Source organism: Rothia sp. ZJ1223 (assembly GCF_016900985.1).
Taxonomy (GTDB): Bacteria; Actinomycetota; Actinomycetes; order Actinomycetales; family Micrococcaceae; genus Rothia.
Map to the genome: position 1 here is coordinate 142,570 of NZ_JAFEUT010000006.1, position 24,260 is coordinate 166,829.

The following is a 24,260-nucleotide window of genomic DNA, read 5'->3' on the forward strand; positions in this document are numbered from 1 at the left end:
CGCCCAGGCCTTCATCGTCTGCGGTCAGATATAGAATGCGCCGCGCTATCTCAATAGCTACGACGCCTCCAACATCGCACAGATACAGAAAATATGTGGCTCCCAGTGACCGGCTTAGGGAGTTGCCCCTACCTGACCCACGCTCATTTGCTGTACCGCGGTGTTACTGCAAGCCTCAGCAGGGTAGGGCACCGTGAGCGTACCGCTAGTCTGCGGCAACTGCACTCGGTAGCCGCTCGATGAAAGAGCCTGGCATGAGTCAGCAAATAGGCTGGCACGAGTTTCGCGCAGGGTCGCCTGGGCACTTTCGCCGGGAGTCAGCAGAACCCCGGTGCTGGTCCACTCCGCTGCTCGCGCAGCGGGAGCACCAATGGTGTGACCACCGGCGTCCACATAGCTGACAGCAGGGTAACCCACAATCGAACAGGGCGTTGCCCCTGTGTTGGTGAAAGTCAGGGTAATGTACTGCGAGCCGGCAGCAGCGGTGCCACTGACCTGCGCAGAAATTACTGCTGCACTGCCCAATTCGCAGGCAGGGGCGTTGTTAAGGGCAGTCTGAGCAGACGGTGCAGGGGTCTGTGCCGGAACAGTAACTACAGTGCCTGTAGGCGCAGGCTGCTGAGGATCCTCTGTTGCTGACGGGGGTAGAGCACCCGGCGTCTGCTCTATAACGGTGGGAGTCGGAGCGGTAGCCCGTGGCGTTGCAGATGCCACTAGACCAGGGCTTGCCGTCGCAGTTTCACTCGCTGCAGCGGTTGAGGCAGAGCTAACAGCTGGCTGCCCACCGGATGCACTCACCGCAGAGCTAGGAGCATTCGTAGGACGCGGCGGATCAAGCGCCGCATCAGACCCACCGGTACACGCCGAGAGCGTCATGAGTACTATAGCGGAACATGAAACTTTCCTTGCGGTGTGAAGCATCCGGAAGGTGCCCAATGAAAAACCTGCCATTAATTACATTCCTGCTTTGAGGGTTACAGTTGCCCCAGCCATCTCGGTGACGAACTCGGTCTGGCACGCCAACCGGGAGTTCTCGGTGGCAACATCGTCAATCATAGAAAGTAAGTCAGCTTCAGCGTCGGTGCGCTCGCCGCTGGCGTCGATGTGTTCGGGGTCAATAAAGACGTGGCAGGTTGCGCAGGACGCGTTGCCGCCGCAGGTGGCTAGCACGGGGAACCCGTTGGCAAGAAGGGCGTCAAGAAGGTTCTGATGATCTTCCCACTCTACGGGGCGACTGGTTCCGTCTTCGCCAACAACGGTGATATCAATGCCGCTCATGTTAAGCCTCAAACTTTCTGGTGTACTGGCGCTCAAAACTGCTTACGAGTACCCATTTTAGGGGGTATCGACCGCTGAGAGACTGAAGCTGCCTTAGTTGGAGGTGAAAGTATGGTCAGTTTCATCAGGTTTTGGTCAGTGATGCACTAACTTTTAGTGGGGCGACCACCTATGCGCAGACAAAATTGAAGGCTTCTGTACTGCGGTTGAGAGTTAAAGGAAAAATCCTCGCTTCCGGACGGAAGCGAGGATTTGTATCGTGCGCCCGAAGGGATTCGAACCCCCAACCTTCTGTTCTGCACCCACACCGCTACGACTCGTCGCTTAACCATGCGCCACCTACGGGCACTACCAAACCCTGTAGAATCAACTTCTTATGAAACACATAACATAAACTGGCAAGACTCCATCGACGGCTACCTAACCCACCTGCGCGCAGGTGGAAGCCCAGAAACAACCATCTATACCCGCCGCCAACACCTAGAACACGCAGCCAAGCGCCTACCAGCGGGGCCATTTGAGATTACAGCTAGCGACCTAACAGAATACTTTGCCGAACAGCCCTGGAAGCCAGAGACTAGACGCGGACGGCGCGCAACATTCCGAAAGTTCTACCAATGGGCTATCAAGCAGGGCTTGACCCACACCAGTCCAGCAGAAGCCCTGCCCTCTATCAAGCCAGCCCAGCCCAAACCCAAACCCGCCCCCGATAGCGTCCTAGCTGAGGCTCTACTAAAAGCCCGCCCCCGTGAAAGACTCATGATTAGACTCGCTGGAGAACTAGGGCTACGCCGGGCAGAAGTCGCCGTATTGCATACATCCGATATAACCGAAACTCCCCACGGTCTAAGCCTAGTGGTACACGGCAAGGGTGCAAAAGACCGCATAATCCCCTTACCAGATGGGCTTTCTGCAATACTCAGAGCCTACCCGCCGGGCTACATTTTCCCTGGCGATGACAACGGTCATCTCTCACCCCGCTATGTTGGCAAGCTGATAGCTAGGCTTATGCCTGACGGCTGGACAATGCATACCCTGCGCCATAGATTCGCCACGCGCGCCTATGCACTAGAGAAAGACATACTGACCGTGCAAGCCCTTCTAGGTCACGCCAGCCCTACCACCACACGGCTTTACGTCCAGCTCCCGGATAATTCTTTGCGGTCTACGGTACAGCGCCTAGCGGGTTAAACCTTTAATCGAACCTTAAACTAAAACACCCTCAACTCTTAATTAAGAGTTGAGGGTGTTTACCCATGCAAAATAGGAGGTGCGGGGCGAGGGAGCTACCCCCGCCCCTTACTTACCTAGTCCTTATCTTCCAGCAACTTCAGCACCTTCTCGACAATACCCAAAGCACTATCGACAATGGCCACCAAAGCGGCTAGAATCAGAACTAGATTTAGAAGTGTTGTGACCACTTCTAAACCTCCTATTTTTTTATGGATGCACCCGGCAAACACCGGGTGCATCTTTTATGTTACCAGCCTCAACTACCCCCGAACACCCTCAATACAGGGTCAAGAATAGCCAGCGCCAAAGCACCGACAGCGGTACGCAGAAGCCACCGATTAGACTCTTGCAGCTCTTCAACATCCTTGCGCAAAGCACTCAGCTCAACCTTATGGACAAACTGGGTTTCCAGAGCATCTAGCTTCTTTTCCATGCGCACCAGAATCACGCTCATCTGTCGCGTGTCGTACTCACTCACCATCATTCACCCCCCTCCCCCGGTAGTGGGGGTGCGGTGTTCAGCAACGCCAAAAGCCCTTGTGAGCCGCCAAGGAAAACCCACACGGCGGTGGCGATAGTCAGCCACACCGGCTGTTCGTACTGACCGGCGGAATAGCCTACCTGCACAGCCCCTAGTATCACCGACCCTAGGGCGTAGAGGGCATAGACCACTTGACGCGCGCGCGGGCTAACTATCGGGGGAGCGGCTTCTGCCGGAGTCACAGCTGACCCTCAATCGTGGCAGCAGACGCGCGAATCTCGGCCAGCTCTGCGCGGATAACCGCCATGCGGTCTACAGTGGCCGGGGCCGGTGCGGAGGACTCACCACTAGTACCCTGGAGAACGTTTACGCACCTGACAATTTCGTCACGCATGTTCGCATACCGGCCAGGGCAGGCAGTAGAAGACCATTCACGATGCAGCCAGATCTCCTGCGGGCCGTAAACGTCTTCCAGCCATTCGATCAGGGCCACAACTTCGTTAATGTCGCCCTCGCTCATCTCGGGGCGGCACTCAATACCGATGGAAGTCGCGTTGCCCTCGGCAGAACCTGAGTGCCAGGCGGCGTTTTTGGGTTCCACTAGGCAGGCTACGCGCCCGGCTTCTACTACGAAGTGGGCAGAGCTATTACCCCCGGGGCGCGAGAGATAGTTACATACTGCGTCAAAGCCTTGGCCGTCAGCTCCCCAATGGTGGATAGTGATTCTGCCTGTGCTACGGGGGCGGCCAAAGACGGCGGGCACAGAATCCTCAGGGGTGAAGTTGGGTGAGTTCCAGGTGGTCTCGTCTACCACGGTGCCGGTCTTGAGGGTGGTCATTTCTTTTCTCTTTTCTTTAGGTATTAGCCCAGTAATGAGCTAGGGATGACTCGTCCAAGATTTTGAACGAGGAAACTTGGGGTTGGCGAAATTCAACGCGAGCAGAAGGCGACACAGTAAGACCCGAATCAGGGTCAATCACCACCGTGAGCATGGCTCTATCAGGTGACCCAGTGCGCTGAAAACCAACCGTAAAGACCGGCGCGAGCGTCGAAAATCCACCCCGGATAAGCAGAAGGTCATTAGGCGACACGGATTCATCCACGACAGTGTTAAGGGGGGCGATGGTTCCATCAAAAATTGCTGTCGTGCCGGTAGCCTCGGCCCTAGCGATGGTGTGCATGTAGACCTGCCCGGAGCTGATCAAGCTGTCGGCAAAGTAAAGCAAGTGCTTATCGCCTAGCTCGTGGCTAAAAGCCTGCCTGCCATCATGCGCCGATAGGTGGCAGTCGTAGAAAATCAGTTCTTCAGCTAGCCCATCACGGCCTGACCCGTGGACGCACCAGGCATCTTCCGAAGCAAGGGTTAGATGGGCGAAAAGCGCACTGACCCCGCCGTGTTCCACACAGGTGGTCTTTCCGGTGGTTTTGATGGTGGTTTCTTCGCGGGTTGCTCCTAGCCCCACAATTTCGATTGCGGCGTTATCGGAGGCACGCCACTGGCGTAAATCTAGGGTCTGGGTCAGCTGGTAGATACCTGGTTCTAGGTATAGGCGGGCGCGGGTGTCAAAAGGATTAGCCACTTTTGTTTTGGCGCGTAAATCAGCCATAAGGCTCATGAGCGCCGCGTTCAAATCATCACCGGGCCGGGCTGTAGCAGAGACCACTACGTGGGAGGGGTCTTTGACCCAGGCGCGTATTTTTTCGCCCCACACAGCTTTTTTCAGAGGCATCTCACTATCAGCACGGCTTTTCTTCCACTGCTGAGACCCCTCTAACCACCAGGAGAGGCGCACAAGTGACCAGCGGCCCTTTAGCCAGATACGGGGTATCATGTTGAGGCCACCGCCTGAGCATGAGCCAAGATGCGAGTATCGGTCAGAGCCTTGCGATAAAAAGCAGCCTGCCCAATTTTCACATAAGGGCTACCCAGGGTAATGGGCACGGTAGCGGTCGTCGCGTAAGTACGCCTAAAGCCTTCACCGGTGGCGGCCAGGGCGCCATTGAGGTAAAGCTTCAGCGATACCCCATCAAAGACCACGGCTAGGTGGGTAGGCTCCTTGGTCACCGTCACGGGGCTGGAAGTAATGGAGCGGGGCGCCCCGGGGGTGGGGTAGTCACCGGTAGATGCGGTGGCAAAAGCTTGGTAGGTCACGCTAGTCGAAGAGTACCGGTCATCGCGGAAGACGTTACCGGCGTATTCATGGGTGCCCAGCTTGCCCATCGGCTCGATGACGGCTTCGAAAGACCAGGCCGGGGCATTGTGGGTAAAGAAGTTGGTTTTCGCTGGAGTTGTGAAGGCTGTTCCGCTTGCACCCCACCCGTCTACAGCCGGTGTGGACGCTGCGGTCCACTCTACGGGGGTGGCCCCCAAATCTGCGTAGGGGCTGGCCCCGGTCAGTGCCAGGTGATGGGCCGGGGAGTCCTTACGAATTTCAGCGGCCAGAGCGTCAAGATTAGCCAGCCCGTGATAAGTAAGCTCCCAGGTAGTAGCGCCGGTGAGGATATAGCCTATCTTAGGTACGGCGCGCACTGCCCAGGCTTCACCCTTGACTAGGCGGTACTCACCGGCGGGCTTGGTCTCATTATTGACAAGGTAAGTCACGCCTTCATCTTCTGGGATAGTGCCGCGTCCTGTGACCTCTGAGAAGTAGGGTGGCGTGGGTGCCCATGCGTCTTTCTGGCGGGTATCAAGCCAAAGCACGGGCACGCCCTTGTATTCGCGGTAGGTCGGTGGTGTGTCTGATTTGACGATTATTTTGGCTAGAATTTCTTGCACGAAAGGGGCAAGCGGCTGGCCAGAGTCGGCCATCATAGGCACGCGGACGCCGGTGGCAGTGGCGGCAATTCCACCGCCACTATCGGTTAGCTCGGTAAGCCTGATTGCTTCTTTTTTGGCGCTTTCGGCTTTATCAAAGGCAGCTTTTGCGTTAGCTGTGATTGCATCATCACCATCTTTTACCCAGTCGTCATTAGAGGGCAGGATAAAGCCAGCTGATTTCAGCTCCGATTCATTAGCCATTTATTTTTCGCTCCATTTCTTTGTTTCTTCTGCCCACTTGCCGGTTTGCTGTGCCCAGGTCAGGGTGCGGGGTTCTGGCATAAGGTGATAGGGGTCTTCGGGGTTCCAGCCAAAAACTGCCCGCGGGTCACCTAAAGAAAGTTCAATTTTCCAGCCGGTAGCGTCTATTGTTTCGGTAATTCCTTGAACTGTTTTAGGGCCTCGCAATTCTTCAGGCCAGTCGCCACCAAAAATAATGAATCCACCTTCAGGTGTTGTTACTATTTGTTTTGCTAGTTGCTGCGCATAGCTATTTCCGTTGAGTAGACTTAGCATATCCACGGTAATTGAAGGTGTTTGCCATGAGGTGGAGATAGCGTTATAAACAGCGCGGTTAGCGGGAAATTTGTAGTTCCCATAATCCGCTGAAAATTGAATATCTGTTATTTCTTCATCAGTAGTATAAAGAGGTATTTCTACACCGCGCATAAGGCGTGAAAAGTAATCAGCAATTTGCTGCTGGGTACTGCCGGTTACACGGTAAACGAGGCGGGGGCGGGTATCAACAAATGAGGTTGGTTGCTCATGGGTTGCGGGCGATAAGGCGTTTGAGCGCTGTAATGGCATGTCATTTTCTAGCGCTTTACGCATTTGGTCTACGCGGTCAGCAGGGTGGCGGTAGCTGAGAGAGCCGTCATAGTTGTGGGTTACGGCTACCCCTAGTTTTTCAAGTAGGCCTAATATTTCTTTTGCTTTGTATTCTTTCCTTTCTGTGAATGTGTCCTTGTCCCACATTGAACCTGATATTATGCCTTTTCCTCCGGGGACTTTGAGGGTGTTTGCGAGGTTATACATGTAGTGGATGGCATGGGCGGGGGTGTGGTGTCCCGGTTCTGAGATGTATTTATTTTCGTCACGAAGTAGCCTAATGGTGTGGGTGGTAGCGATTATTTCAGAGACATCTTCACCAACGCCCGTGTCTAAATATTTTTGTGCGCCAACGCGACCAACGAAACGAACAATATCACCATAAATATTATATGTAATATTTACCGGCAAATTATAAGACATTGAAATTTTCCCAGGCAATCTAATTATTGCGCTTGGGATTTTGGCAGTTATGCCATATGAGCCACTGCCGTAATTAATTTTAATTCTTTCTATGTCGTTATCGTTATATATTTTTCCACCAATTGAAACATTAACGAAGTTATCAACACCTAGCATGTTTAACAGATGTGATTTCATCAGTACCCTACCAGATGATTTGATTTTTGTAGTATGTCTTTTATTTTGCGGGCTGTTTCAATTGGGTCTGGATTAAGGTCGGACAGGGTAAATTCATAATTATGATAGTTATTTATCACAGTCTGCCCCTGATACCCCCTAGAAGGCATGACCGGGGCTAGGCCGTCCGTTGCGGCGGTCAGCATAAACGGTGGCTCCATATCTACGCCACGGCCCGGTGCATAGTAAACGCCGTCATCGCCTAGCTCGTAACCGAAGGCAAAGGTTGACCCGCCCATGATCTTCTTAGCCCAATCAGGCATAGAAGGCATTTTGAAACCATCGAACAGCCCAGCGATTTTGTCCCTGATATTCCCTGCAAAGTTGCCGATGCTATCGAAGATGCCTTTTACGCGTTCGTACAGAGATTCGAAGTAGCCCTTAACTGCTTCTACACCTTGAAAAAATGAATCTGCTATAAATTCCGCGACGAAAAGCGCGTTATCTATCATCTGTGTGAATTTTTGGATTACCCAATCAACGCCCGCGTTCCAGGTATTCTTAACCCAGTCAACGGCGGCGCTCCAAGCGTTTTTAATCCATTCACCGGCGGCGCTCCACGCGTCCTTAATCCAGTTCAGTGCAGCGTCTACACCTTCACGGAACCAGTCAACGTTGTTATAGGCCCAGATAACAGCAGCTACAAGGGCAGTGATAGCAATGATGACTAGCCCAATGGGGTTAGCCGACATTGCGGCGTTAAATGCCCACTGGGCAGCAGTCCAGGCGGTAGTAGCGATTTTAGCGGCGGTGGCGGCTCCCTGCACCGCCATGATTGCGCCTTTAGCAGCGAAAACGCTACCGACAAAAACACCGATACCGATAGCTAAAGCAGCTACCTTATCTTGGTTTTCTTGTGCCCACCGGGCAAACTCAGCTAGCTTGTTCGCCCCGGCGGTCATCGCGGGCAGCAACAGAGCGCCCAGAGTCGCAGCTGCGTTCTGAAATTCAGCTGCGGCGCGCTGTTGACTACCGGCGGCGGTATCAGCTTCACGGGCAAAGTTTCCCTGATACGCGCCCGCCTGTGCCATAATCTCGTTTACGGTTGCTTGCTGCTTAGCCGCGTCATACGCTGCACCTTCCAGCTCGCTAGTACCTTCCGCTGCCATACGCGCTTCAATAGCAGCGGCGCTCATGAACACGCCGTACTGCTCTAGCGAGTCGTACTCACCGCGCAGCGCCGCGCCCATTGCTTCAGCAGCACCGGCGGCGTCCCCACCGAAAACGCTAGATAGATCAGCGCCAGCGCTAATGAGGTCATTAGTCTTACTAGCTAGTTCGTCCTGTGAGTAGCCCGCCCGTGAGAGCGACCCACCGATAGACGCCGCTAGCGACTCATAAGAACTAGAAGACATGCCCACCGATTGCGCAGCGGCTTCAGCGAAACTATGAACGGTATCAGCTGCGCCCTTGAAAACGGTATCTACCGCCCCAAAGTTCTGTTCAGCTTCAGCGGCGGCTTGACCGGCGTAGGCGCCGAAGGCAACTAGCGCGCCACCGGCGACTGTTGCCGCTGGGGTGAGCTTTTCCACGCCGCGTTCAACCCCCGCAATAGCCTTCTCAACCTTAGTAAGCTCGCCAGAAAAGCGGGTGGCGTCTGCGATGAAGCGCACGCTCATTACAGCGCTTTTACCTGCCATTATTTTTTTCTCTCATCTTCTCTAGCTGGGTGATGTACTCATTTATGATTTCCGGCGGGGCGTCCATGAAAACGGTGTAAGGAATATTAGTGGCGATAGATAGCGCCACACAGGTTCTTGTTATGCCGCTAAAGGGGCTTCGGGTGCCTCTTCTCGGACAACGTCAGCGCTCAAAAGGCTCGTTTCCACCCACTTATCGAAGGTGTGCGCGGGGGCAATCTGCTTGGTGCGCTTCAGTGCGCTAAATGCCAGCACGTAGCACCAGAGCATAGGCGCATCTCGCTGTGACGGGAAGTCCTTAATGTTGCGGCGCATCATGTCAAAGGCGAACTGGTCAGCCGCTACGGTCTGAATGCGTTCGATGGTGGTTTCTTCGCCTTCATCATTCAGAAAGATGATGGATAAAACGGGGGTTGAGAACTTAGCCATTGCTAGCCAATCCTTTCGATAATTTCTGTAATCTCGCGGTAATACTGCTCTAGCCACTGCGGTTCTGTTTCCTGCGCGGCAATGATTACAAAGGGTCTAACTTTTCTGATGTTGCGTTTGCGGTCGCCGTAGTGGACTACACCGGCATAGGCGCGGTTAGCTCTGCCCACGCGCACGATACCGGCGCGCTGGGTTGCCCCGGCGCGGATGGTGGCGGCGATATGACCGTTTTTGTTGTCACCTACCGGCGCTAGCTGTTTAGCGCGGGCGGCAACGATTTGGGCGGCGCGGCGGTTGATAGCTGATAGCTCTTTGAGGTCTATCTGTGCCTGTTTGAGAGCTTTACGCAGGACGCGCCCGCCCTCAATCTCAACTTTGAAGGCGTCGCCCTTAGCCACCGGGCTTATTCTTCGTTAGGTCGCCCTGAACCTCAAAGCTGAAATCAACCTCTAGGTTGTCAATGTCTACATCACCGCCAATTTCAGCAGATTCAACGGTGAGAGTACCGGTGAAGGTCGTACCGCGTGCGGTTGCCGGGGTGAACGTGAACGGAACATCTTGACCTCGATTATCGAATAGGTAATCAGAGGTGCTTTCAGCAGTTCCCAGGTCAAACAGGAACTTTCCTTCTAGCGTCCAGGACTCAGACCGCGCGCCACCCTTCTTTAGCCCAGAGAGCACAGTCAGACCCTTCTCACGGTCTACTTTGGGCACCAGCTTTACGCTCGTTACCTGGTTGCTCATGGTGTGCATCGAAGTGTTCGCGCCCAGAGTTAGGGTGCCGGGTCCAAGAATGGTTGTACCAATAGATTTATTACTCATTGGCGGTTGTTTCCTTTACGTCTAGTTTGATGGTGGTCTTCAGACCGGGTAATCCATCGGCGTTGCCCATGTTTTTCAGAGTGACGGTGAGAGCTTCAAAACCGCGGGCCCCGTACTCTTCAGCTAGCTTTTTCGCTATCGGGTACAGGTCTTGCAAGGGCTGGTATTCAGTGCCAGAATCTGCGGCAATGATGTAGATTTCTATTTCCGCTGTGTACGCTTCGATACTCAGGCGGTCATAGGTGAAATCTGCCGGTGAGACAATCACAGCGGGCAGAGTGTGGGCAGCTTCAGCGCGTGAGAGCGCCCTAATGCCGTCACCCTCTAGCCGCTCAATCAGGTATTTAATGACTTCATCGAACGGCATTAGCCCACCCTCGGCTTACGGAAGGCTTCGATATGCAACATGCGGGCTATATCTGAGTCATAGCGTGAAACGTACGTTGCGCCCACCTCGTTGAACGCTTCAACACCGTTGGGGGAGTTGCGGCGTTTATACAGGCGGGCGGCTAGCATCTTCGCCCCTAGCACGGTGGTTTGTGCCCACTCGTTGGATTCGTTGCGGTCAATTGATGGCAACGAATCCACGTAAGTGTTGACGGCTTCAGTAACGTGTGTCAGATGTTCATCTGCGATGGGTGAACCTAGCCACGCGGCTACCTCTTGCGCGGTAATCATTAGCCACCAACGCCGGGGGCGACGGTTGCCTTGATGATCGCGCGGGGGTCATGCACAATTTCCGCCGCGTAGCCATGTACTGAGATGTCAATACCACCACGGGGAATGTCCAGCGCCTGCAAACGAATCGGTGATGAACCGTGTTCGTAGTAAGTCGCCGCCTTCGAATCCCAGGCAATAATCTCGTTAGATGCCAGCTGAGATGAATACTCAACAGACACACCAGCAGCAACACCGGTTGAGTCGGTCAAGTCCACCGCGCCCTGTGCTTTCAGCCACCAGGGGACGGCGTTATCTGGCAAATCTAGGAACGCATCATAAACGGCTTCGCCCAGCTTGATTTTCGACACGCGCGCGCCAATCTTTTTCATCTCGCGGGGAATTTGGCGCATAGCGTCAAGGGCTGAAGTGATGCCGGTCTTATTGGTAGCCTGCGCGATGATGCGCCCTGCAAACCATTCCTCGGTTTTGCGGCGGTAATCATCAGCAGCAAGCTGAAAAATCTGAGAGATTGCGCCGGTATCACCCAAATCAATGTACTTGCGGGCAACGTCCCAACCCGCTGCGAAATCCTGCGCGTCGCCCTCTACCATCTCGGTTGAAAGTTTGTTGGACGGAATTTCAGTCTTGTTTGAGGCATACTTACCGACTACCGGCGTTTCCTTCCAGCGCCAACCGTAAGCCTTCAGACCTGAGAGCTTACCGGTGGGACCAAAGCCATCAATGAAGGGGCGTTCCACAACTGACGCGTGCCAAAGTTCACCAATCCAGAACTTCTTCAGGAAGGCTTCGCCCTTATCGTTAGCCGGTACAACGTCCGAAAGTGCTGCCATTACCGCGCCTACGTTTTCGCCGTTGTTGGTTGCCTGCAACAGTCGGTCAGCGGCGGCGGTGATGGTCAGCGCGGGGGATTCAGCGGGTACGGGGATTCGTCCAGCGTTGATGATCTCGGTAAGCTGTTCGGGCTTCGGCTCTTCAGCTTCTTCGGTAGCTTCTACCTTCTCAACAGGGGCGGTGTTTTCAGACATGGTGTCCTCTTCTTTCTCAGTTGCGCCGCGTGCAGCGGTAACAGTTTCAATCAAGGTGTTTTCAAAAGCCGGTACGCTCACTAGCGAAACTTCATACAAGGCGGCGTTCGTAACGCGCTTTTCGCCACGTTCGCGTGCAGCGGGGTCAAGCTGGTGAACCATAGCGCCCACGGATAGCCCGTCACGAATCCTTGCCTTAGCTTCAGCTAGTGCAATATCGCCGCTTTCGGTCTCAGCAACAACGAATGTTGCTTTGATGCCTTCAGCGTCTTCGGTGTACGACTCCATGTAGCCAACAGGGGCGTTCATATCGTGATTTACCAGCAGCTTCACTTTGCTTGGCGGGTCAGGAACGATGATTGACCCGGGCGCGAATGAAGCCGCGCCGCCGGTCGGTGAGCCGGTCACATCGTAGACTGCAATGCGGCCGCTAATCCTGCGTTTGCTCAGTTCCGCGCCCGCTGTCAGTTGCGGGGTCGCTTTGGTTTTGATTTCCATCTTTTACCGTGCTTTCTAGGGGTATGCCCTGCATAATCCTTCGTGCTTCTTCAGCGGTGTAAATACCGGCGTCAATCGCTACCTTCAGTGCGTCCACCTTTTCTTTTAGTGGCGGGTCTAGGTAATCGGTTGTCTCAAACTTGACCCACACCCCGCGCGGGGCCACATCGTCCATACTTAGCCGGTCTGCGATTGCTGCCATGTAGGGCATAAGTCCGAAGTCAATAAGTTCACGCCCGCGTGATGCGCTGTTGCTGTAGTTCATTGACGCGCCTTGTACTGAAGCGTCAACAGCCCATGCGGGTAAGCCCATAGCGCGGGCTATGCCTAGCGCGGCTTGATTCTGTGCATCAATCAGCAGCTGTTCAGCGGCTTGCCCGTGCGTTCGAACATCAATCAGCGGGTTTGTGTAACCGACGCCGCCCCCGCGTGAAGTTCGCGCCGCGCGCCACCCATCTAGTAGGTTCTGGATTTCTTCATCTGAGAGATCATCACCGTTGGTTTGGTGCAGTTCGATTGATGGAACCGGGTTTGCGGCGGCGTTTTCTGCGGCGCGTTCGGTATCTAGTGCTTTGCGTAGGACGCGGCGACCGAAGGTCAATAGCCCTTCGTTTGGTGCATCGAACCGAATATAAGCATCTGGCGGGACTTTTTGCCCCCATGCTGCGGTGAGCGCGCCGGTATCTGAAACTTCGGCTTCAGCTTCGGGAACCCATGCGAATTGTCGCGGGTAGCCGGTGGCGTAGCGGTCGGTGATGACCCAAAATGCGCGCCCGTAAAAAAGTAGGTGGTCTACCGTCCATGTAATTGTGAGTGAGCGCGGGCGGTTGTGCTCAATCTGTTGAGTCCACGCCGGGTTTTGCGCGTAGGGCTCGCGCCCTGACATTGCCACCATTGGGAACCTGCCGATAGTGCCAGCGATGATATTGCGGGCTTTCGCCACAGCAGCTAAAGACATTGCGTCGGTGCGCGTAATGGGCGCGTTTTCGGTGGGCAGGTCGTGAAGGTGCGCGTAGGTCACTTCTTTCAAGTGGGAATTATCAGCCCACGGGCTAGCCAGCGCGAAAGTATCAGCCGGTAGCGGCGCGTTAATCGCGGCGTCTAGTAGCCGTGAGTTTCTGCTGAAGATTCCAAAAATGCCCATGCGTTTAGTTAAAACGATGGTATCTACACCTGAAAATGCGCGGCGCGTTTTTTGTTGATGCTGAAGCTCTTTGAGGCGATGAACTGACCGGGGTGCACAAGGCGTTCGTGTTCTTGCGCTGCCCGCCATGCACTAAGGCGGCTAAAGGCTAGTTCGCGCCAATCGCACGCCGGGTTAAGGCAAATAATTACGCAACTGTTTTGTGTCGTGTCTAGTGTGAATCCTGTGTATTTTTCGGTCATTTTAGAATCTCAAAATTGGTGAGCCGGGGCGTTTTTTGGTTTGCTCTAGTAGCTTCACTGCAACTACAGCGGCTTTTAGTTCTGCGATAGGGCCGGTTGATTTTGACCCGCTAAAAGCCCAGCCTTCGCCTAGTGGTCTAATGACGGCGTTTTCTACAGCGTGACGCATATTCACAGATGCGTTGTGTTGTATGGTCTTTTCGGTCAGGTGAGTTTTGAAGGCAATGCAGGCGCTTGCGTAATCACGCGGGGTAAGCTCTTGGGGGCGTTCAACAAAGCCGTGATTTTTCAGCGCGTCGGTAAGTACGCGGGTGTCTCCTACGCTGTCAGCTCCTAGCGCGCGGGGGCGCTTTGGTTTGATTTCGTGTTGCAGGTATTCAGCTAGCCACGTTGAACCGTGTTCGCTGTGTATGGTGCGTATCTGGATTGTGTCGTTTTGGTCGTACCAGGCTCCTACTACGGCGGCGGATTCGCCACCATAGGCGACGTCGTAGCCAACACAGATGTTGCCCCAGGGTACGGGTGTTTGTGCGGGGTTTGCGGCGGCGTCCCAAACTTCCATAGGGATAAATGTTTCACCGGCTGAAACCATGCGGTTCATATATGCGCGTTCGAACTCTCCAGCGGTTAGGGCTTCTACGGCTTCGGCAATGTCTTGTTTGCCGATGGTGTGACCAACCGCCGGGTGATACTGCCAGTTTTCAGGATCAAAAGCATCTAGCCCTTCGGGTAGCCCGAAATCAATAATGGCTATGTTGCTGCCAGGATCATTCAGCGCGACTATCCCTTTTTCGTACCATTCGTTGAGAAACTCGCTGTGCGCGTTACCCATCGTTGATACTAACCAGATTTGTGAATCTTCTAGGGTGTTCTGTGCAGGGACGATAGCGCCTAGCAGGTCAGCGCCTTCTTGCGCGTCCCAAACAAAGATTTCATCTAGCATCACATCATGCGGGGTGTAGCCGTGCAGGGACTCAGCAGATGGTGTGAAAGGTCTAATGCTTGACCCATTGACGAAGGTAAGGGCTTGTGACCCTGCTGCCAGTCGGATTTTTGAAAAACGCTTCAGTGGCGATTCTTCAACTTTTTTTACTAAATCCTTCCAGCGTTCTGAGGCGTCTTTGCCGGTTTGTGCGGTGTAGAACGCTTGGCGGTTGCGGTGCTTCAACGCGCGTTCGGTTAGAGTGCAGCGCATGGCTGTCGTTTTGCCAGATTGTCGCGGGACGGTGCATAAAACGTACTTGTAGCGGTAGCGGTTGGGGTTATCAACGGCGCGTTCGGTAGCTAGACGCACAAACCATTTTTGCCACGGCATTAGAGGGGTTTGCAGCATGTTTGATACGGATTCAACAGCAGCTAGATCATGCTTTGCCCCCGGTGCTGGTATGGTCGTGTTGCGCGGTAGCGCCGGTGCTAGTTGCTCGTACAGTGCGCGGTCTTCAGGTGCCAGAGATTCCGGGGTGGACATCATGCGATACCTGCTTTTTCCATCATTTCGTTGAACTCGTCTTCTAGGGTCATATCTGCACCGGGCAGGGAGGCCAAAACTTCGCGTAGTTCGCGTGATGCTAGGGCTACGGCTGACGCGCGGCCCTTGTCTGCTGATAGACCGCAAACGCGGGCTAGGTCAAGAATCATTTGCACGGTGAGAACGTGGGACTCGTTGAGTTTTTGGTCTTCAGCTAGCTTTTTTACTAGCTTTTCGGCGGCGCGTTCTAGTGCTGGTTTGCCTACTGACCCGTAGCCGGGAATGTCTAGGAACGGGTTTGGGGTGTTTGCGGTGTTTGACATTTTTTAGCCTTATTTTGATTGGGTTTGCCAGAAATTTTTTTGAACCGGAAGAAAAAGAAAACAGGGCGCGCGGTGTCCTGAGGGTGCCTAGATAAAAAATCCGGTTGAATCTTCTACGATGTGGCGGCGCGTGATGTCTTTGTTACCGCGTGCAGAGTTGCAGCGGTGGTGTGCTGGTCTGAGGTTGCTTAGGTCATCTGTTCCGCCTTTGCTTCGTGGTATTACGTGATCTGCTGTTAGCCAGTGCAATCTCTTTGGTTGGTTGCAGCAGGTAAGTGTGTATCTGTGGTCGATGATGGGTTGCTTGCAGATGTGGCAAACCAGCTTGCCCGCGTAGAGTACACGGAGCGCGGCCAGAGCCTCCATGGTTTTACGCCCACCCCATCGTCTAGCCACGGCGGGGGGTGCCTGTTCTCGTGGTGGGGGGTGCGTATTTGCGTAGGTGGGGGTGTGCTTGCAGGTGGGGGGGCGTGTTGCACGGTGTGGGCGGTGGTGCGTTCGATATGGCGGGTAATCCTATCTGCCACGGTCTTTAGCATCAGGGCGTAGTTACGGGCTTCAGAGCGTACAGCTAGTAGCTGTTGCGCGGTGGTGGTGTCTGGTTTGCGGGCCAGCTTATTCATTGCTCTGAGTGATCGGGTGAGGTTGGTGGTTAGCCTTGTTAGTTCGGCTATTGATTCTTTGGTAGTCACGGCGGTTGCTTTCGTTGATGTTTCTAATGCTTTGGTGGTAAGCGCGGGTAGCTAGCAGGAAGCCGGTAAGTATGTCTTGGAACTCGTGTTCTGGCAGGTCTAGGGCGCGGTGTCCTTCGGCTAGGCGGTTGCTTGCCCATGTGAGAGTGCGCCGGTCGCGGTCAAGGTCTTGTGTTGTGCTCATATCGTTCCACCGATGTTGTAGGGCGGGCGCGGCGGTGGCTGTGACCTGCCCCTGCTACGCTGTGCCTGTGCCTTGTGCTGCTCAATCATCTGTAAGACTCTTTCGCGGTTCGATAGATTTCCACTAGCGTCTCGAGCTGGCTTACCAGTATCGACATTCCGACCTTGCCTAGGCGGTCGCGGGTTTTGATGCTCTGCACAAGTCCATCGATTGTGTCCAAACATTCTTCGAGCAGTGACTCGAGTGCAGCCAATTTCTGAGCACTCGATGAATCGGAATAGCGCGGCGGGGTGAGTGGTGCAGTAGCTGCTGTGTGCGCTGTCTGGCAGTCGGATTCCACAGACAAAGCAGCGGCGGGTTGTTCTGATTTCGTAGGCAACCTGTGCAGCTGATTTCTTAGCCACAGTGGGGGCTTGTTGTTGGGTAGGCTGATTTTTGGGAGTGTCATTTCTCTTTCTCCTGTTGTACTTTAGTAGTTCAGTTTGCCCGAATAGCGGGATTACCTCGCCCATTCCTGTTTCTCCTTCTTTCTTCTAGCCACTGTTCTAGGCTTGCTCTGGTTTGGCTCTGTATGGTCTTAGCATTTGGGTTCTTTCGGTAGCTGAATAGATATGCACGGGGCGGGCAATGGTGGCACCCTGGCGGGCGCGTGTCTTGCTTTGGCTCCACCCCCAGAATTTCCCGACCTTTGGCGCTGGGTTTGGTCTCCCAGATACGACTTATAGACCCTCTGCCTTTTGGTTATAAAAGGTGAGCTGTCTGTCATATACCCCCTAGCGCGGTAGCTAACCGCTCTAGTTCGTCTTTATGCCCGTCCCCCCTTAGACGGTCTTGCTATCAGTAGGGATTTACCACCGGCACGACCCGGTGGGCTTACCCTTAGAGGGCGTTTACCTAGTTCACATAGCCAGCTTGCAAGGCTGGTGTGTCGGCTTCAGGAAACGTAAAGAAAGAATTACTGCCGGGTTTACCGTTGCCAGTCTTCTGGCTTTGTATAGGCGCGGTATTCGCCTTGTGCCCCGCCCAGGAATTGAACCTGTGCTTACTTCTACTGAGTTGTGGGTATTCGTAGTGTGCCGCTCCATTAGCGGTGGTAACGGGGCTTGAAGTGGTTTAATTGCGGTATGGGATTACTAAGTAAGTTGTTTGGCCCAAAGGCCGCTAAAACCGTTGAACCTCCCTTGCTATACAAGGGGGAGCTGATAGAGCAAGACCTTTACCCGCTTCTAGCGGTGCATAGTTCACCACGGGGTAAGGTGCTTGCGAAGACCGGGCGGCGGTCTAAGGTTTTCTGGTGTACGTTCAGCTCTCGAAAACAGGTCAGTGGTAAATACGCCGGTAGCGATATAGCCCAGATTCTTGTAGATGGGAAAGTCGTTGGGGAGCTTGAACCGCGATACATTGCAAAACGGCAAGACCTTATCGAAGCTCTGAACTCTGGCATCAACGCCGCAACTGTCTGGATTAGAGACGATGGGGACGGCGTGAGCGCCGTTCTGAGACTTGGAGAGCATAAATACATGCCCCCGCCCTATTGGAAGTAGCAACCTAGCCCACCGCCTTTGTGCGGTGGGCTTTTGTTTTACCCGCGTCTTGCAGTTCACGCATGGCGCAGGCGTGCTCAACTTCTTCACTGGTGAACAAATACGCCCCGGTTCGGCCGGGGTTTTTGTGTAAAGGCGTGATTGAGCCGTCCTTTACTAGCTTTGCGATGTAGCGCTGGGTGACTCCCAGACGCGCCGCTGCCTCAGCACTTGTAACCATCTCAAGAGTTGTCATGTTCCAAGTATGCTCTTAAAGCGTGAATAATACAAGTTCTATGTTTTCTCACAGTTTTTTGAGTAAGCCCTCAAGGGTGTTCTAAACTTGGATTATGGTATTAACACAATATGAAACAGGTAGGGTTCCAGCTAGTCGTTTGCGCTATCGCTTGCTACAGGCGCGCGAAGAGGCAGAGCTAGACCAGGGTCAGCTCTCAGAAAAAATTGGTGTATCTCGCAACTCGATTAGTTCGGCAGAGACGGGTAAAAGTAAGCCCCGCCGCTCTACCCTGATTTTGTGGGCAATGGCAACGGGGGTAGACCTTGATTGGCTTCTTACTGGTGAGACGAAAAAAGCCCCCTCACCAGATGGTGAGAGGGCTTCTGAAGTGGTGCGCCCGAAGGGATTCGAACCCCCAACCTTCTGATCCGTAGTCAGATGCTCTATCCGTTGAGCTACAGGCGCATGTTCTCTGTGGTAACCTCTCGGCTGCCTCAGCAACGAGTAATACTCTACGCAGGTTTTGGGGTGCGCGCAAATCGAAAAGGTGTGACTGTCATCTCATAGGGGGTGTTGGAACGAAAAATCCGCTACATTTCGCGGAATTTTGGGTGAAAACTTTTTCTTTGGAGAGGTGGAATCTGTAAAAACTGAGGGGAAATGCTCGAAATGAGTGCAAATGGCGCAGGTTTCTGGGTATCTTGATTACATCACAAAGAGGTGAGCTGCTTGCTGTTAGAAGTAGATCACGCGCTGTTGCCCTGAAATTTGGGGTGCTGGCGCGTTTTTGCTTTTATTCTGTCAGACGTTTGGCAGAGGTGAGCACACGATACTTCGGTACAGAGTAGTTCCGAAATATATATGTAAGGGGAAACGGTCTACATGGCTGATAACTCACAGGTAACCAGCCTTTCAGCGGTTGCACAGGAAGCAATTGATCATGCACCTACCACCCATGCAGAGTTGGTGCAGTGGGTACGCGAGGTTGCAGAGCTCACTGAGCCTGCGCGCATTTACTGGGTGGACGGTTCCCAAGAAGAATACGATCGCTTGGCAGGAGAGCTCGTTGAAGCTGGCACGTTTGTGCGCCTGAGCGACCATGAGTTCCCCAATTCTTACGCCGCGTTCTCTGACCCTGACGATGTTGCACGTGTTGAGGAACGTACTTTTATCTGCTCTGAAACTCCGGAGAAGGCAGGTCCCACCAATAACTGGCGTGACCCTGCTCAGATGAAGGAAGATATGCGTGGTCTGTACAGGGGTTCCATGCGCGGACGCACCATGTACGTGATTCCCTTCGTGATGGGTAGCTTGAATGCGAGCGATCCCAAGTTTGGTGTTGAGATTTCTGACTCGGCATACGTAGTGTGCTCCATGCGCATTATGGCAACTATTGGCACTGAGGTTCTTGAGAAGCTCACTGCCACTAACGGTTTCTTTGTGAAAGCGTTGCACTCGGTGGGCGCTCCGCTTGAAGAAGGGCAGCAGGATGTTCCTTGGCCCTGTAATCCCGAAAAGTACATTGTGCAGTTCCCGGAGACCCGCGAGATTTGGTCTTTCGGTTCGGGCTACGGCGGTAACGCTCTGTTGGGTAAGAAGTGCTACGCCCTGCGCATCGCGTCCGTTCTGGGGCATGATGAGGGCTGGATGGCTGAGCACATGCTGATTCTCAAGGTTACCTCTCCTTCTGGGCGGGTACGCTACGTGGCTGCTGCTTTCCCCTCAGCGTGCGGTAAGACCAACTTCGCCATGATGGATCCGACCATCGACGGGTGGAAGGCTGAGATGGTGGGCGATGACATTTCGTGGATTCGTTTTGATGAAAATGATCAAGCACGCGTAGTGAACCCCGAAGCTGGTCTGTTCGGTGTGGCACCGGGTACCGGCTGGCCCACTAACCCCAATGCTATGCGCGCTATCGCCAAGGGCAACACTATTTTCACCAACGTAGCTCTCACTGATGATGGCAGCGTGTGGTGGGAAGGCAAGACCGATGAGGTTCCCGAGCATCTGATTGACTGGCGTGGTAATGACTGGACTCCCGATGCAGGGCGTCCTGCTGCGCATCCCAACTCACGTTTCTGCACCCCCATTGACCAGGCTGACATGCTCGCTCCCGAGTACTACGAACCCGAGGGCGTGCCGCTGGATGCGATTATCTTTGGTGGACGCCGCAAGACCACCGTTCCGCTAGTTTCAGAATCAAAGAACTGGGAACACGGTGTCTTTCAGGGCGTTACTCTCTCATCAGAAACCACCGCAGCTGCCAAGGGTGCTGTGGGCGTGGTGCGCCGCGACCCCATGGCAATGCTGCCCTTCATCGGTTACAACGCCGGGGACTACTTCCAGCACTGGCTTGATTTAGGTGAGAAGCACGGGCATGAAAATATGCCTAAGGTTTACTACGTCAACTGGTTCCGTCGCACCGCCGATGGTGGATTCGCGTGGCCCGGCTTCGGTGAGAACTCCCGCGTCGTTAAATGGATTTGCGAGCGCCTAGATGGTACCGCCGGTGGCGAAGAAACTGCCGTTGGTATTGTACCCACCCCAGCTGATCTTGATTTAACTAACCTCGATATTACTGAAGAGGAAATTCAGGCGGCTTTGGCTGTAAATGTCGAAGAATGGAAGCAGGAAATTCCCGGTATTGATGGGTGGTTAGAGAAATTTGGCGATACTTTGCCCGCTCAGGTGCGTGCGCAACGTGATGCTCTGGTGGATGCCTTAGAGCAGGCGTTCTAGCCCTCTGATAGGTAGCGGGGGATAGGCTAAGCACTTGCTTTTGCCCCCGCAGAGTACGTGTGAAACGGTGGGTTTAACGGCGTTTGTGCGCTGTTGAACCCACCGTTTTTATTGTGCGTGAAAATAATTTCAATCTTTTATTACCAACCCGAATTACTTTGTACGGCTGTGTCGGTAGTATAAGAAGGAAAATGTATAATTTCTATGAACCTTTATGTCACCCCCATGGATTGGGGCGCTAGAGGGGGACTGCCAGTAGTTCGATAGGGCTTATTTTCAGAGCCTGAAGGGGAGAATTCGTAGTGGATAACCTGCTCAGCATCAAAGGGCTGACGAAGTCACATGGTCACACTCGTGCTCTGCGTGGGGTAGACCTCGATATTGCCCGCGGCGAAGTCGTTGGTCTGCTGGGTGAAAATGGTGCTGGCAAGTCAACACTTATTTCAATCCTCGGTGGCTATGACACTCCCGATGGCGGCACCATGTCTATTGCGGGTGAGGGCTATGTTGTGAGCACCCCCGATGAGGCAATGGCGGTTGGTATTGGCTCTATTCGCCAGAAGTTCAGCGTTGATCCTGAGCTGACCGTAGCGCAGGCTATTTTTCGCGCGTCCTTCCACGCTAACAAGCCCGCTGACGAGCAGCGTGAACGCGCGCTTGAACTGCTAGGCAGGGTAAATCTTGAAATTGACCCTGATGCTAAGATGGGCGATTTGGTGCGCGCTGAGCAGGCGTTGATTGAGGTTGTGCGTATGCAGGCTGAGGAGACTCAGTTGGTACTCATGGACGAGGTTGCTGCGACCTTCAATGATTACGAGATTTTCCAGCTGCATGAAATTACCCGGCGCCTCATTAAAGAGGGACGTTCGGTTATCTACATCACCCACCGCATTGATGAGTTGCGCTCTCTGGCGGATCGCATTGCAATTTTGCGTGACGGCGTGGTGGCTACTGAATTTGATCCTCGCGATTTGGGTCCTGAGGAAATCGTCTACAAGATGTTGGAACGTAACATTGTGATGGGAACCCGCCCCGAAGAATATGAGGGTGAAGATGTCCGTTTGGAGGTTGAGAACCTCAGCAGCGAGGACGGCTCCCTGAAGGATGTTTCTTTCTCTGTGGGGCGCGGTGAGATTTTTGGTCTGACCGGCATTCGCCGTTCAGGTATGAACGAGGTCGCGGGTGCGCTGGTGGGCGTCAAATCTGACGTTACCTACAGCAAGCTGCAGATGGATGGCGAGGCGATTAAGCTCGATAGTGCTGAGGATGCGGTCAAGCAGGGCATCGGTTACCTCTCTGACAATGATGACGAGCTGGGTATCGCTAACGAGCGTTCTATCGCTAAGACCCTTATGGGTGGCGACGTTGATGAAGCCGGTTTTGTGCACGAAGTATCGGCTTTGCGCGACGTTGTTAACCAGGTACAGAAGCTGCGCATTAAGACCACCAACATTCAGGGAGAGGTGGGTAACCTCTCCGGCGGTGACCAGCAGAAAGTCGCTCTTGCCCGCTGGATGACCACTGACTGTGACCTGCTGATTCTCAATCACCCCACCCGCGGTATCGACGTGGGCGCACGTAGCGATATCTACCAGATGCTCAAGGATCTCGCACGTAAGGGCACCTCGATTATTATCATTGGCTCAGAAATGGGCGAGCTGGTTGAGCTTTGCAACCGCATCGCTGTGATGCGCGACGGCTCACTGGTCTCTATTCAGCGCAATAAAGAAGCTGACGAAGATACCTTGATGGAAGACGTCCTCGGCGACGACTTCTAAAAAAATAAAGCATGTTGAATCCCCTCGTTCTGCCGGGCGAGGGGTTTTGTGCTCTCTGCACAGGTAAAGCCTCTTACAGATAAAACCTATGAGAGGTTTGCCGGCATCTGGCGTGCATAGTTCCTTCATCGGGAAAGGAGTAAGACTGCCAATGTTGCGTTGCACATCGTAAAAATGCTTACAAAAAAGACGGGGCACTGTTCACTCAAGAACAGTGCCCCGTCTACCTCGTTGTTGAGGTAAGTATTAGCTAAAAGCTAGAACTTTTCGCTTACAGTGAGATGCGTGAAGCGATGGAGTTCAGCTTGTGACGTGCAAGCGCCAGGTTAGCGGTGTTACGGTCGAGCACCAGGTAAACGAACAGACCTGAGGTCTCGGTGGTGTTCAAAACGTTGATCAGGTGGTACTGAGCACCCAAGGTAATCATCACGTCTTCGATCTTCTGATCGAGACCGAGATCGCTCATGGTCTTGAGCTTTGCACGAACTACGTTTGAGTTACCTGCAGCTGCAACGGTCAGGTCGAAACCGGGGTTGCCTGCTGATGCAAGAGCCATACCTGATGAGATGTCAACCAGTGCGCCACCGGTTGCGCCTTCGATCTGAAGCAGTTCCTTGATTGATTCGTCGAGCTGTGACATAAAGATGTTCCTTTGTCTCTAGTTGGGTTAAAACGCCAAGACCTGTAGTAGACAATTGGCGTTATAGAAACAGCAAATTATCTTTACAGCGCGTGTACTCAAAATCTTACATCGTTCGACCGAATGTGACGATAGTTTGAGCGTTTGCGCCGTAGGTAAAAACGTTAATAGTCGATGTAATCTTTATCAACTCTAGCTAGTAATCTTATTGACTGACCAGTAACTTATTAGGGGTAGGTCTTTTAGACTGGTAGGGAAGCGGCGCTTGGTTTGCTTCTGCACGCTTAATTGTAAGGAGGGTCCATCCGGCATGAAGCTCACTGCTTTTTCTGACGTGTCATTGCGAATACTTCTGCTTCTTGCCGGTATTGACGGGCGGGAACGCCTTTCAACTCAAACTATCGCAGATGGTGTGGGCACGCCCTATAACCATGTAGCTAAGTCTGTTGCCTTTTTGGCAAGTAGGGGCTGGGTCGAATCAACTCGCGGTCGCACCGGTGGTGTGGTGCTGTCTGCCTCTGGCAGAGTGGTGACGATTGGCGCTGTTTTGCGGGCTTCTGAGGGTGATGTGGCAATGGTGGAGTGCGAAACGCACAGTAACCACACGTCCTGTCCCATGCGTAATAACTGTGCGTTGCGAACGGTGTTAGGGCGCGCCCGTGAGGCTTTCTTCGCTGCTGTAGACGATATTGTTATTGCGGAGCTGCCCAATCAGCGTCAGATGGGTCCGGTCTTTATAGAGCTGGGGTTGGGGCCGCTCGCCCAACGTCTGCCTGAGATTTCGCCACTATAGTTCGCTGGGTAAACTGAAAACTTTTTGAACCCGCTGTGCTTTCGGGCGTGGCGGGTTTTTCATTTACCTAAAATTCGCATTCTGTATGCTAGATTGGGAGTGGTTTATCAACAGACTGTCA

The 24,260-nt window shown here is 53.6% G+C and carries 28 protein-coding genes and 1 tRNA gene; 6 read left to right on the forward strand and 23 right to left on the reverse strand.

Annotation, left to right across the window (positions count from 1 at the left end; all coding sequences use genetic code 11):
• Positions 1 to 114 precede the first annotated feature (114 nt).
• Positions 115 to 951 carry a DUF4232 domain-containing protein gene (locus tag JTP09_RS09350; RefSeq protein WP_204878190.1) on the reverse strand — a complete coding sequence of 279 codons (837 nt, stop codon included), beginning with the start codon at positions 949 to 951 and terminating at the stop codon, positions 115 to 117.
• A 3-nt stretch (positions 952 to 954) separates the two neighbouring features.
• Entirely contained in the window at positions 955 to 1,278 is a 324-nt protein-coding gene (locus tag JTP09_RS09355) for a 2Fe-2S iron-sulfur cluster-binding protein (RefSeq protein ID WP_204878191.1), read from the reverse strand.
• A 252-nt stretch (positions 1,279 to 1,530) separates the two neighbouring features.
• On the opposite strand from JTP09_RS09355, the gene JTP09_RS09360 reads away from it, so the two are divergent.
• Complete coding sequence (locus JTP09_RS09360; RefSeq protein ID WP_204878192.1) at positions 1,531 to 2,469, forward strand: tyrosine-type recombinase/integrase; 939 nt, start codon at positions 1,531 to 1,533, stop codon at positions 2,467 to 2,469.
• A gap of 298 nt (positions 2,470 to 2,767) precedes the next feature.
• On the opposite strand, the gene JTP09_RS09365 is transcribed toward JTP09_RS09360, so the two are convergent.
• The 18 genes from JTP09_RS09365 to JTP09_RS09450 all read right to left on the reverse strand — a co-directional run bounded on the left by JTP09_RS09365 (position 2,768) and on the right by JTP09_RS09450 (position 16,425).
• A complete protein-coding gene (locus JTP09_RS09365; RefSeq protein WP_204878193.1) occupies positions 2,768 to 2,989 on the reverse strand; it encodes a hypothetical protein in 222 nt (73 codons plus the stop codon).
• A 2-nt stretch (positions 2,990 to 2,991) separates the two neighbouring features.
• The gene (locus JTP09_RS09370) at positions 2,992 to 3,234 is read right to left on the reverse strand and encodes a hypothetical protein (RefSeq protein WP_204878194.1); all 243 of its coding nucleotides are present in this window, start codon (positions 3,232 to 3,234) and stop codon (positions 2,992 to 2,994) included.
• Entirely contained in the window at positions 3,231 to 3,830 is a 600-nt protein-coding gene (locus JTP09_RS09375; RefSeq protein ID WP_204878195.1) for a peptidoglycan recognition family protein, read from the reverse strand. The genes JTP09_RS09370 and JTP09_RS09375 overlap by 4 nt, the downstream gene beginning before the upstream one ends.
• Before the next feature lie 16 nt (positions 3,831 to 3,846).
• Positions 3,847 to 4,722 (reverse strand): hypothetical protein, encoded by an 876-nt coding sequence (locus tag JTP09_RS09380; protein WP_204878196.1) that lies wholly within the window; start codon positions 4,720 to 4,722, stop codon positions 3,847 to 3,849.
• A gap of 98 nt (positions 4,723 to 4,820) precedes the next feature.
• Positions 4,821 to 6,011, reverse strand: coding sequence for a LamG-like jellyroll fold domain-containing protein (locus tag JTP09_RS09385; RefSeq protein ID WP_204878197.1), 1,191 nt, complete (start codon positions 6,009 to 6,011; stop codon positions 4,821 to 4,823).
• Entirely contained in the window at positions 6,012 to 7,238 is a 1,227-nt protein-coding gene (locus JTP09_RS09390; protein WP_204878198.1) for a hypothetical protein, read from the reverse strand.
• Positions 7,238 to 8,917: a hypothetical protein gene (locus JTP09_RS09395; RefSeq protein ID WP_204878199.1), complete on the reverse strand. Its 1,680-nt coding sequence runs from the start codon at positions 8,915 to 8,917 to the stop codon at positions 7,238 to 7,240. Before JTP09_RS09395 ends, JTP09_RS09390 begins: the two co-directional genes overlap by 1 nt.
• 120 nt (positions 8,918 to 9,037) lie before the next feature.
• Positions 9,038 to 9,346: a hypothetical protein gene (locus JTP09_RS09400; RefSeq protein ID WP_204878200.1), complete on the reverse strand. Its 309-nt coding sequence runs from the start codon at positions 9,344 to 9,346 to the stop codon at positions 9,038 to 9,040.
• A 2-nt stretch (positions 9,347 to 9,348) separates the two neighbouring features.
• On the reverse strand, positions 9,349 to 9,744 hold the full coding sequence (locus JTP09_RS09405; RefSeq protein WP_204878201.1) for a hypothetical protein: 396 nt from the start codon (positions 9,742 to 9,744) through the stop codon (positions 9,349 to 9,351).
• Positions 9,737 to 10,168: a hypothetical protein gene (locus JTP09_RS09410; protein WP_204878202.1), complete on the reverse strand. Its 432-nt coding sequence runs from the start codon at positions 10,166 to 10,168 to the stop codon at positions 9,737 to 9,739. The genes JTP09_RS09405 and JTP09_RS09410 overlap by 8 nt, the downstream gene beginning before the upstream one ends.
• Complete coding sequence (locus JTP09_RS09415) at positions 10,161 to 10,535, reverse strand: hypothetical protein (RefSeq protein ID WP_204878203.1); 375 nt, start codon at positions 10,533 to 10,535, stop codon at positions 10,161 to 10,163. The genes JTP09_RS09410 and JTP09_RS09415 overlap by 8 nt, the downstream gene beginning before the upstream one ends.
• The gene (locus JTP09_RS09420; RefSeq protein WP_204878204.1) at positions 10,535 to 10,846 is read right to left on the reverse strand and encodes a hypothetical protein; all 312 of its coding nucleotides are present in this window, start codon (positions 10,844 to 10,846) and stop codon (positions 10,535 to 10,537) included. Before JTP09_RS09420 ends, JTP09_RS09415 begins: the two co-directional genes overlap by 1 nt.
• On the reverse strand, positions 10,846 to 12,372 hold the full coding sequence (locus JTP09_RS09425) for an HK97 family phage prohead protease (RefSeq protein ID WP_204878205.1): 1,527 nt from the start codon (positions 12,370 to 12,372) through the stop codon (positions 10,846 to 10,848). Before JTP09_RS09425 ends, JTP09_RS09420 begins: the two co-directional genes overlap by 1 nt.
• Positions 12,305 to 13,516: a phage portal protein gene (locus tag JTP09_RS09430; protein ID WP_204878206.1), complete on the reverse strand. Its 1,212-nt coding sequence runs from the start codon at positions 13,514 to 13,516 to the stop codon at positions 12,305 to 12,307. The genes JTP09_RS09425 and JTP09_RS09430 overlap by 68 nt, the downstream gene beginning before the upstream one ends.
• A gap of 243 nt (positions 13,517 to 13,759) precedes the next feature.
• Positions 13,760 to 15,229 (reverse strand): terminase large subunit domain-containing protein, encoded by a 1,470-nt coding sequence (locus JTP09_RS09435; RefSeq protein ID WP_204878207.1) that lies wholly within the window; start codon positions 15,227 to 15,229, stop codon positions 13,760 to 13,762.
• Positions 15,226 to 15,549, reverse strand: a complete 324-nt coding sequence (locus JTP09_RS09440; protein WP_204878208.1) for a hypothetical protein — start codon at positions 15,547 to 15,549, stop codon at positions 15,226 to 15,228. Before JTP09_RS09440 ends, JTP09_RS09435 begins: the two co-directional genes overlap by 4 nt.
• Positions 15,550 to 15,636: 87 nt before the next feature.
• Complete coding sequence (locus tag JTP09_RS10405) at positions 15,637 to 15,915, reverse strand: HNH endonuclease signature motif containing protein (protein ID WP_204878209.1); 279 nt, start codon at positions 15,913 to 15,915, stop codon at positions 15,637 to 15,639.
• A 249-nt stretch (positions 15,916 to 16,164) separates the two neighbouring features.
• Entirely contained in the window at positions 16,165 to 16,425 is a 261-nt protein-coding gene (locus JTP09_RS09450; protein ID WP_204878210.1) for a hypothetical protein, read from the reverse strand.
• A 1,103-nt stretch (positions 16,426 to 17,528) separates the two neighbouring features.
• On the opposite strand from JTP09_RS09450, the gene JTP09_RS09455 reads away from it, so the two are divergent.
• Positions 17,529 to 17,969: a hypothetical protein gene (locus JTP09_RS09455; protein WP_204878211.1), complete on the forward strand. Its 441-nt coding sequence runs from the start codon at positions 17,529 to 17,531 to the stop codon at positions 17,967 to 17,969.
• A 4-nt stretch (positions 17,970 to 17,973) separates the two neighbouring features.
• Here JTP09_RS09455 and JTP09_RS09460 read toward each other — a convergent pair whose 3' ends face one another.
• A complete protein-coding gene (locus JTP09_RS09460) occupies positions 17,974 to 18,204 on the reverse strand; it encodes a MerR family transcriptional regulator (RefSeq protein ID WP_204878212.1) in 231 nt (76 codons plus the stop codon).
• A 94-nt stretch (positions 18,205 to 18,298) separates the two neighbouring features.
• Between JTP09_RS09460 and JTP09_RS10410 the strand changes: the two genes are divergently transcribed.
• On the forward strand, positions 18,299 to 18,613 hold the full coding sequence (locus tag JTP09_RS10410; protein ID WP_204878243.1) for a helix-turn-helix transcriptional regulator: 315 nt from the start codon (positions 18,299 to 18,301) through the stop codon (positions 18,611 to 18,613).
• Here JTP09_RS10410 and JTP09_RS09470 read toward each other — a convergent pair.
• A tRNA-Arg gene (locus JTP09_RS09470) sits at positions 18,576 to 18,651 on the reverse strand. The genes JTP09_RS10410 and JTP09_RS09470 overlap by 38 nt on opposite strands.
• A 417-nt stretch (positions 18,652 to 19,068) precedes the next feature.
• Here JTP09_RS09470 and JTP09_RS09475 point away from each other — a divergent pair.
• On the forward strand, positions 19,069 to 20,928 hold the full coding sequence (locus JTP09_RS09475) for a phosphoenolpyruvate carboxykinase (GTP) (RefSeq protein ID WP_204878213.1): 1,860 nt from the start codon (positions 19,069 to 19,071) through the stop codon (positions 20,926 to 20,928).
• Between the two features lie 302 nt (positions 20,929 to 21,230).
• Positions 21,231 to 22,706: a sugar ABC transporter ATP-binding protein gene (locus tag JTP09_RS09480; protein ID WP_204878214.1), complete on the forward strand. Its 1,476-nt coding sequence runs from the start codon at positions 21,231 to 21,233 to the stop codon at positions 22,704 to 22,706.
• 271 nt (positions 22,707 to 22,977) lie between these two features.
• On the opposite strand, the gene JTP09_RS09485 is transcribed toward JTP09_RS09480, so the two are convergent.
• Positions 22,978 to 23,346 carry a hypothetical protein gene (locus JTP09_RS09485; RefSeq protein WP_204878215.1) on the reverse strand — a complete coding sequence of 123 codons (369 nt, stop codon included), beginning with the start codon at positions 23,344 to 23,346 and terminating at the stop codon, positions 22,978 to 22,980.
• A gap of 310 nt (positions 23,347 to 23,656) precedes the next feature.
• Here JTP09_RS09485 and JTP09_RS09490 point away from each other — a divergent pair, with 310 nt between their 5' ends.
• Positions 23,657 to 24,139, forward strand: a complete 483-nt coding sequence (locus tag JTP09_RS09490) for an Rrf2 family transcriptional regulator (protein ID WP_204878216.1) — start codon at positions 23,657 to 23,659, stop codon at positions 24,137 to 24,139.
• Positions 24,140 to 24,260 lie beyond the last annotated feature (121 nt).

Excerpts from the sequence above, each read along its gene's own strand:
- JTP09_RS09415 (WP_204878203.1), bottom strand. The coding sequence starts at position 10,535 with ATGCCGTTCGATGAAGTCATTAAATACCTGATTGAGCGGCTAGAGGGT.
- JTP09_RS09355 (WP_204878191.1), bottom strand. The coding sequence starts at position 1,278 with ATGAGCGGCATTGATATCACCGTTGTTGGCGAAGACGGAACCAGTCGC.
- JTP09_RS09395 (WP_204878199.1), bottom strand. The coding sequence starts at position 8,917 with ATGGCAGGTAAAAGCGCTGTAATGAGCGTGCGCTTCATCGCAGACGCC.
- JTP09_RS09490 (WP_204878216.1), top strand. The coding sequence starts at position 23,657 with ATGAAGCTCACTGCTTTTTCTGACGTGTCATTGCGAATACTTCTGCTT.
- JTP09_RS10410 (WP_204878243.1), top strand. The coding sequence starts at position 18,299 with ATGGTATTAACACAATATGAAACAGGTAGGGTTCCAGCTAGTCGTTTG.
- JTP09_RS09375 (WP_204878195.1), bottom strand. The coding sequence starts at position 3,830 with ATGACCACCCTCAAGACCGGCACCGTGGTAGACGAGACCACCTGGAAC.
- JTP09_RS09410 (WP_204878202.1), bottom strand. The coding sequence starts at position 10,168 with ATGAGTAATAAATCTATTGGTACAACCATTCTTGGACCCGGCACCCTA.
- JTP09_RS09485 (WP_204878215.1), bottom strand. The coding sequence starts at position 23,346 with ATGTCACAGCTCGACGAATCAATCAAGGAACTGCTTCAGATCGAAGGC.
- JTP09_RS09430 (WP_204878206.1), bottom strand. The coding sequence starts at position 13,516 with ATGGGCATTTTTGGAATCTTCAGCAGAAACTCACGGCTACTAGACGCC.
- JTP09_RS09390 (WP_204878198.1), bottom strand. The coding sequence starts at position 7,238 with ATGAAATCACATCTGTTAAACATGCTAGGTGTTGATAACTTCGTTAAT.
- JTP09_RS09435 (WP_204878207.1), bottom strand. The coding sequence starts at position 15,229 with ATGATGTCCACCCCGGAATCTCTGGCACCTGAAGACCGCGCACTGTAC.
- JTP09_RS09385 (WP_204878197.1), bottom strand. The coding sequence starts at position 6,011 with ATGGCTAATGAATCGGAGCTGAAATCAGCTGGCTTTATCCTGCCCTCT.
- JTP09_RS10405 (WP_204878209.1), bottom strand. The coding sequence starts at position 15,915 with ATGGAGGCTCTGGCCGCGCTCCGTGTACTCTACGCGGGCAAGCTGGTT.
- JTP09_RS09460 (WP_204878212.1), bottom strand. The coding sequence starts at position 18,204 with ATGACAACTCTTGAGATGGTTACAAGTGCTGAGGCAGCGGCGCGTCTG.
- JTP09_RS09475 (WP_204878213.1), top strand. The coding sequence starts at position 19,069 with ATGGCTGATAACTCACAGGTAACCAGCCTTTCAGCGGTTGCACAGGAA.
- JTP09_RS09450 (WP_204878210.1), bottom strand. The coding sequence starts at position 16,425 with ATGAGCACAACACAAGACCTTGACCGCGACCGGCGCACTCTCACATGG.
- JTP09_RS09420 (WP_204878204.1), bottom strand. The coding sequence starts at position 10,846 with ATGATTACCGCGCAAGAGGTAGCCGCGTGGCTAGGTTCACCCATCGCA.
- JTP09_RS09425 (WP_204878205.1), bottom strand. The coding sequence starts at position 12,372 with ATGGAAATCAAAACCAAAGCGACCCCGCAACTGACAGCGGGCGCGGAA.
- JTP09_RS09350 (WP_204878190.1), bottom strand. The coding sequence starts at position 951 with ATGGCAGGTTTTTCATTGGGCACCTTCCGGATGCTTCACACCGCAAGG.
- JTP09_RS09380 (WP_204878196.1), bottom strand. The coding sequence starts at position 4,722 with ATGCCTCTGAAAAAAGCTGTGTGGGGCGAAAAAATACGCGCCTGGGTC.
- JTP09_RS09400 (WP_204878200.1), bottom strand. The coding sequence starts at position 9,346 with ATGGCTAAGTTCTCAACCCCCGTTTTATCCATCATCTTTCTGAATGAT.
- JTP09_RS09440 (WP_204878208.1), bottom strand. The coding sequence starts at position 15,549 with ATGTCAAACACCGCAAACACCCCAAACCCGTTCCTAGACATTCCCGGC.